Genomic DNA, 6,780 nt, shown 5'->3' on the forward strand with positions numbered 1-6,780 from the left:
ACCCTGCTCCGCTCCGCGATCGACCCTCCCCACAAGGGGGAGGGTAAAGCGCCCGCTACTTCCGCAGAGCCATCGGTCGTCCGAGCAGAAACCGGATGAAGTTGCCCGCGGTCCGCGGCGCCATGCGGGGCTGGGTTGCCTGTCGTGGCGCGCTTTGCCTTCGCGCTGGCACCTCGGGTTCGACACCCGGTCGGCCCACCGTAAAGGAGGGCCCCGAGACCGGCTTCCCCCTCAGCACGTTGGCGGCGTTGTTGTCATGGATGACGATGCACCATTGCGCGCCCTTCGATGCCGCCACGACGGTGTTGAAGCGCGTCGCCATTTTTGCGTGGTGCTCGCTGTAGACGCCGCTCATCGCCGGCGATCTCCTTTCGACCAGCGTGCCGAACGCCGACGTGACATAGTCGTGGTGCGTGTAGCGTCCGCTTGCCGTGTCGAAATTCTGGCCGTCCGGAAAGGCAATGTAGAGCGGCTGCAGGTCCACCACACGCTTTTCGATCTCCCGGCGCGCGTAGTGCTCGACGCGCTCCATGAAGGTCGGCGCCAGCGCGTCGTCGCTGTCGAGCCGCGTGAGCGAAACATAGTCGGCATCGGTATCGGCCTGGACGAAGGCATTGAAGCGATCATTGTAATCCTCGCCCGCCTCGACAAGGATCGGCCTGACGTCGACACCGGCCACGCAGCTGCACACGGTGCGAATATAGTTCTCGTGCGTATCGGCATCGAACGCCAGAAGGACGGTAAAATCCTTCAGCGACTGGCCTTCGAGCGACGACGCGCAATAGGTGTCGAACAACGCCAGGCGCTCGACCAGCCAGACCGGGTCGAGATTGGCGCGGCCCTTTCCGTCCCACTGGCTTGGCTTGAAGCCAGCGGCGATGTTGTAGCGTATGGCGATGTATTTCTTCAGGCCGGTGTCCATGGACCGACACTTAGTACATTCCGCTGATCTGCGACAACCAACGGCTGAGCGGCCACCCTCCCCCTTGTGGGGAGGGTCGGCTCGCGGTCGGAGCGAAGCGGAGATGGCGAGACGGGGTGGGGGTGAGCGCTGACGGTCGGCGAGGACCCCCACCCCGCTCCGCTACGCGGATCGACCCTCCCCACAAGGGGGAGGGTAAGCGCACTTCAAATATGCAGCGCGTGGCCCAGCGCCTTCAGCGCCGCTTCCTGGAAGCCTTCGCCTTGCGTCGGATGCGCATGGATGGTCCCGGCGATATCCTCCAGCCGCGCGCCCATTTCCAGCGCCAGGCCGAACGCCGCCGCCAGTTCCGACACGCCTTGCCCGACCGCCTGGATGCCCAGCACCAGATGGTTGTCCGCGCGGGCGACAACACGAACAAACCCGTCCTCGCCGAGTTTCGTCATCGCCCGGCCGTTGGCGGCGAAGGGGAACTGGCCGATCTTGATTTCGCCCAGCGCCTTCGCCTCCTCCGGCGTTAGCCCTGCCGTCACCAGCTCCGGATCGGTGAAGCAGACGGCCGGGATCGAGCGCTTGTCCCAGCTGCGCTTGTGGCCGGCGACGATCTCGGCCACCATTTCGCCTTGCGCCATCGCCCGGTGCGCCAGCATCGGCTCGCCGGTGACGTCGCCAATGGCATAGATGCCGCGCATCGAGGTGCGGCACTGGTCGTCGATCTTGATGAACTTGCCGGCCATGTCGAGATCGATCTGATCGAGGCCCCAGCCCTCCGTCACCGGCTTGCGGCCGACCGTGACCAGGATCTTGTCTGCCGCGATTTTGGTGCTCTTGCCGTCCGCGGTCTCGACCAGCAGCGCGTCGCCCTTGACCCCCTTGGCCTTGGCGCCAAGCATCACCTCGACGCCGAGCTGGGCCAGCCGTTTCACCACCGGCCGGGTCAGTTCCGCATCATACTGCGCCAGCACGCGCGGCAGCGCCTCGACCACGGTCATCGCGGCGCCCATTTTGGCGAACGCCATGCCGAGTTCCAGCCCGATATAGCCGCCGCCGACCACGGCGAGCTTTTTCGGCACCTCGCCGAGAGCCAGCGCTTCTGTGGATGAAATCACCGGGCCGCCGAACGGCAGGAACGGCAGTTCCACCGTCGCCGAGCCGGTGGCGATCACAACCGTTTCGGCGCGGATGATCTGGGTGCCGGTCTCGGTCTCGACCGCGACGGTCTTGCCGTCGCGGAACGTCGCCCAGCCATAGACGGTCTTGACCTTGGCCTTCTTCAGTAGCCCGGCAACGCCCCCGGTCAGCCGGCTAACAATGCCGTCCTTCCACGCAACCGTCTTGCCGAGATCGAGCACCGGAGCCGCCACAGAAATGCCGAGCGGACTGCTGCCGCCGGCCATATGCGCGACCTTCTCGAACTCTTCCGCCGCATGGATCATCGCCTTGGACGGGATGCAGCCGACATTGAGACAGGTGCCGCCCGGTTTGCCAGCTTCGACGATCACCGTATCGATGCCGAGCTGGCCGGCACGGATAGCGCAGACGTAGCCGCCGGGCCCGGCGCCGATGACCAGCAGCTTGCAGGAGATTTCTTTCATGGCGTGACCCTTTGATGCGAGGGAATGTTCCGTCGCGATCCTTCGCGCCCCCCTCTGTCCTGCCGGACATCTCCCCCACGAGGGGGGAGATCAGCAGCTTCTTCGCTTCGCTCATTCCTGCAACGATGGAGATTGGCGAAACCCTGCGTGACGTCCAATCTCCCCCCTTGTGGGGGAGATGCCTGGTAAGGCAGAGGGGGGCGCTGTCCCGCCGTCATCTCGGTCGTTCCGCCCCTCAATCCACAAATATCAGCGCCGGCGTCTCAATCAGCGCCTTGATCCGCTGCACAAACACCGCCGCATCCCAGCCGTCGACCACCCGGTGATCGAAGCTCGATGACAGGTTCATCATCTTGCGCGGGATGAACTGGGTGCCGTCCCAGACCGGCCGCACCATCATCTTGTTGACGCCGACGATCGCCACCTCAGGATGATTGATGACCGGCGTCGTCGCCACGCCGCCCATGGCGCCGAGCGAGGTGATGGTGATGGTCGATCCCGACAGCTCGTCGCGGCTGGCCGTGCCGGACTTCGCCGCTTCGGCCAGGCGGTTGAGCTCGGCCGCGCAATCCCAGAGGTCGCGCGCCTCGGCGTGCTTGACCACCGGCACCACCAGGCCCGACGGCGTCTGCGCGGCAATGCCGATATGGACGCCGCCATGCTGATGGATGATGCCGGCCTCGTCGTCGAACAGCGCGTTGATGTTGGGCTGGTCGGCAATCGCCTTGACCATCGCCCGCATCAGGAACGGCAGCAGCGTCAGCTTCGGCCTCTCCACACCCTTGCGCTTTTCCTTGTTGAGCGCCGCGCGCAACTCCTCAAGTGCTGTGACGTCGATCTCCTCGACATAGGTGATGTGCGGGATGCGTGACTTCGCCAGCGACATTTTTTCGGCGATCTTGCGCCGCAGTCCGATGACCTTGATATCCTCGACGCTGTCATTGCGCGCCAGACCCGACGCCTTCGCTACCTGCGGTCCGCGTGCCAGGAATGCCTCGATATCTTCGTGGCTGATGCGGCCGGCAGGGCCGGTACCCGACACCTGGCGCAGATCGATCCCCGCCTCCTTCGCCCTGAGCCGGATGGCGGGCGACGCCAGGGGCTTTTCGCCCTCCGGGCGCGGCGCGCCGGAGGGTGCCGCACCTTTAGATGTCGGCGCAGCACCCCCACCCTTAGCCCCTCCCCACAAGGGGGAGGGGGATTCTGTCTCAGCTGCCCGTGCGCTTTTGGCTGCTGGTGCAGGTGGTGGCGACTTGGCGTCGGATTTCGTGGCCGAGACGCCTCCCTCTTGTGGGGGTCCGGAGGACGGGCGAAACCCGTGGCTCGCCCCGGCAGGGGTGGGGGTCGGTGCCGCCGTGACCTCTGACGATTTCGAGCCTTCGGCGACATTGCCCTCCCCCGCCACTTTCAGCCGCACGATCGGCGAGCCGATCGCCACCGTGTCGCCGATCTCGGCGCCCAGCCACAGGATCTCGCCATCGACCGGCGAAGGTATTTCCACCGTCGCCTTGTCGGTCATCACGGCGGCAAGCACCGAGTCCTCGCGCACGAGGTCGCCGACCTTGACGTGCCACTCCACAAGTTCGGCCTCGGCGACGCCTTCGCCGACATCCGGCAGCTTGATGATGTGTTCGCCCATCCCTAGGCTCCCATGGTTTCGAGAAGCGCGCGGCCGACACGGGCCGGCCCCGGGAAATAGTCCCATTCCTGCGCATGCGGGTAGGGCGTGTCCCAACCGGTGACGCGCGCCACCGGCGCTTCCAGATGGTAGAAACAATTTTCCTGCACCAGCGCCGACAGCTCGGCGCCGAAGCCGGAGGTCAGTGTCGCCTCGTGCACGACGACGCAGCGTCCGGTCTTCTTCACCGAAGCGACTATCGCGTCGAGATCGAGCGGCAGCAGGGTCCGCAAATCGATGATCTCGGCATCGATGCCGGTTTCTTCCACGGCCGCCTGCGCGACATAGACCATGGTGCCGTAGGCGAGCACGGTGACGGCCGAGCCCGCCCGGCGGATCGCCGCCTTGCCGAGCGGCACCGTGTAATGGCCGTCGGCGACCTCGCCCAGTTCATGCTTCGACCATGGCGTCACCGGTCGGTCGTGATGGCCATCGAACGGTCCGTTATAGAGCCGCTTCGGCTCCAGAAAAATCACCGGATCGGGATCCTCGATCGCCGCGATCAGCAGCCCCTTGGCATCATGAGGATTGGACGGCACCACCGTCTTCAGCCCCGACACATGGGTGAACAGCGCTTCCGGGCTCTGGCTGTGCGTCTGGCCGCCAAAGATGCCGCCGCCGGTCGGCATGCGGACCACGATCGGACAGGTGAAATCGCCGTTCGAGCGGTAGCGCAGGCGTGCTGCTTCCTGCGTCAGCTGGTCGTAAGCCGGGTACATGTAGTCGGCAAACTGAATTTCCACGCATGGCTTCAGCCCATAGGCGGCCATGCCGATGGCGGAGCCGACAATGCCGGATTCGTTGATCGGCGCATCGAAGCAGCGGGTCTTGCCGTACTTCGCTTGCAGGCCTGCCGTGCAGCGGAAGACACCCCCGAAGAAGCCGACATCCTCGCCATAGACGATGACGCGTTCGTCGCGCGCCATCGACACGTCCATGGCGTCGCGGATCGCCTCGATCATGGTCCGTCTCGGCATGGTCAGACTCCCGCCTGCTGGCGCTGGCGCCTGAGATGCGGCGGCATCTCGGCAAACACGCCCTCGAACATCTCGCGCGTCGACGGCTTGCCGCCGGCATGCAGCGTGCCGTGGCCTTCAGCTTCCTTCTGCGCCGCGATCACCGTGTCGAGGATTTCGGCTTCCGCCTGGGCATGGCGCTCATCCGACCAGACCCCGCGCAGGATCAGATGGTTCTTCAGCCGCATCACCGGATCACCGAGCGGCCAGGCGTCGGATTCGGTTTTCGGCCGGTAGGCCGACGGATCGTCCGAGCTCGAATGCGCGCCGGCACGGTAGGTGACATATTCGATCAGCGTCGGCCCGAGGTTCTGCCGCGCCCGCTCCGCGGCCCATTTGGCCACGGCATGAACGGCGAGATAGTCGTTGCCGTCGACGCGCAACGCCGGAATACCGAAGCCGAGGCCGCGCGCGGCAAAGGTGCCGGAGCCGCCACGCGCAATGCCTTGAAACGTCGAGATCGCCCACTGGTTGTTGACGACGTTGAGGATGACCGGCGCCTTGTACGTCGAGGCGAACACCAGTGCGGAATGGAAATCGGATTCGGCCGTCGAGCCGTCGCCGATCCACGCCGCCGCGATTTTCGAATCGTTGCTGATAGCGGAAGCCATCGCCCAGCCGACCGCCTGGATGTATTGCGTCGCCAGATTGCCGGAGATCGAGAAGAAGCCATGCTCCTTCGACGAATACATGATCGGCAGCTGCCGCCCTTTGAGCGGATCGGCCTCGTTGGAATAGATCTGGTTCATCATCGTGACCATCGGATAGCCGTCGGCGATGAGCAGGCCGGCTTGCCGATAGGTCGGGAAATTCATGTCGCCTGGCGCCAGCGCCTTGCGGAAAGCGCAGCTCACCGCCTCTTCGCCCAGATGCTGCATGTAGAACGAGGTCTTGCCCTGGCGCTGCGCCATCTGCATGCGCGCATCGAAGCTGCGCAGCGTCATCATGTGGCGCAACCCCTCGAGCAGCTCCTCGTCGGTGAGCAGCCCGGCCCACGGCCCGACCGCCTCACCGGTGCGGTTGAGCACACGGATGATGGAAAACGCCATGTCGCGGATTGTGCGCGGATCGACATCGATGTCCGGTCGCGGCACCGAGCCCGCCTTGGGGATAGGCACGTTGGAGAAGTCGGGCGTTCCGCCCGGCCGCACTTCCGGCTCCGGCACATGAAACCGCAACATCCCAGCATCGGTCATGACCATGGTCCTCCCATTTGCTGCGGTGATATTTGCACATCCGCGCGCCCGGCACAGCGCCAATTCATGGGGCGCCGCAACCCATCCGGCGTCACGGCCGGCAGGCGACCGCAAGATGCAGATATGTCGGCGAAATTTCTTGTCGATGTTGGGGAGCGGCGCGCAATTAGGCGCAAAGTTTTGCAGGATTTCCAGCAGATAGTCACTTCACGGCTTCCGGGAGAGATGAAGCACCAAGGTCGGCGAACTGGCGCTTTCCTCTCCCCGTCGATCGGGGGAGAGGTGTGTCGCCTATCACGCAGCCGAGGGGGGGGGACCGTGGGCGCTCGGGGACCCCATGAGAATTTACCCAGTGTGGTTTTAACCAGTGGCG

The 6,780-nt window shown here is 65.0% G+C and carries 5 protein-coding genes; all 5 read right to left on the reverse strand.

The genetic code is table 11. From position 1 onward, the window contains the following. Nucleotides 1–55: 55 nt before the first annotated feature. The 5 genes from NKI06_RS30460 to NKI06_RS30480 all read right to left on the reverse strand — a co-directional run bounded on the left by NKI06_RS30460 (nt 56) and on the right by NKI06_RS30480 (nt 6,407). The gene (locus tag NKI06_RS30460; RefSeq protein ID WP_352987906.1) at nt 56–922 is read right to left on the reverse strand and encodes a glycosyltransferase; all 867 of its coding nucleotides are present in this window, start codon (nt 920–922) and stop codon (nt 56–58) included. Nucleotides 923–1,128: 206 nt separating this feature from the next. Next, complete coding sequence (gene lpdA / locus NKI06_RS30465; protein ID WP_352987907.1) at nt 1,129–2,517, reverse strand: dihydrolipoyl dehydrogenase; 1,389 nt, start codon at nt 2,515–2,517, stop codon at nt 1,129–1,131. A 235-nt stretch (nt 2,518–2,752) separates the two neighbouring features. Then, nucleotides 2,753–4,156, reverse strand: coding sequence for a dihydrolipoamide acetyltransferase family protein (locus NKI06_RS30470; protein ID WP_023698106.1), 1,404 nt, complete (start codon nt 4,154–4,156; stop codon nt 2,753–2,755). A gap of 2 nt (nt 4,157–4,158) precedes the next feature. Further along, nucleotides 4,159–5,172, reverse strand: coding sequence for an alpha-ketoacid dehydrogenase subunit beta (locus NKI06_RS30475; protein WP_023672171.1), 1,014 nt, complete (start codon nt 5,170–5,172; stop codon nt 4,159–4,161). 2 nt (nt 5,173–5,174) lie between these two features. Then, entirely contained in the window at nt 5,175–6,407 is a 1,233-nt protein-coding gene (locus NKI06_RS30480; protein ID WP_023672172.1) for a 3-methyl-2-oxobutanoate dehydrogenase (2-methylpropanoyl-transferring) subunit alpha, read from the reverse strand. Between the last annotated feature and the right edge of the window lie 373 nt (nt 6,408–6,780).

Origin of the sequence: Mesorhizobium sp. M0772 (assembly GCF_040320135.1) — a bacterium.
Lineage (GTDB): Bacteria > Pseudomonadota > Alphaproteobacteria > Rhizobiales > Rhizobiaceae > Mesorhizobium.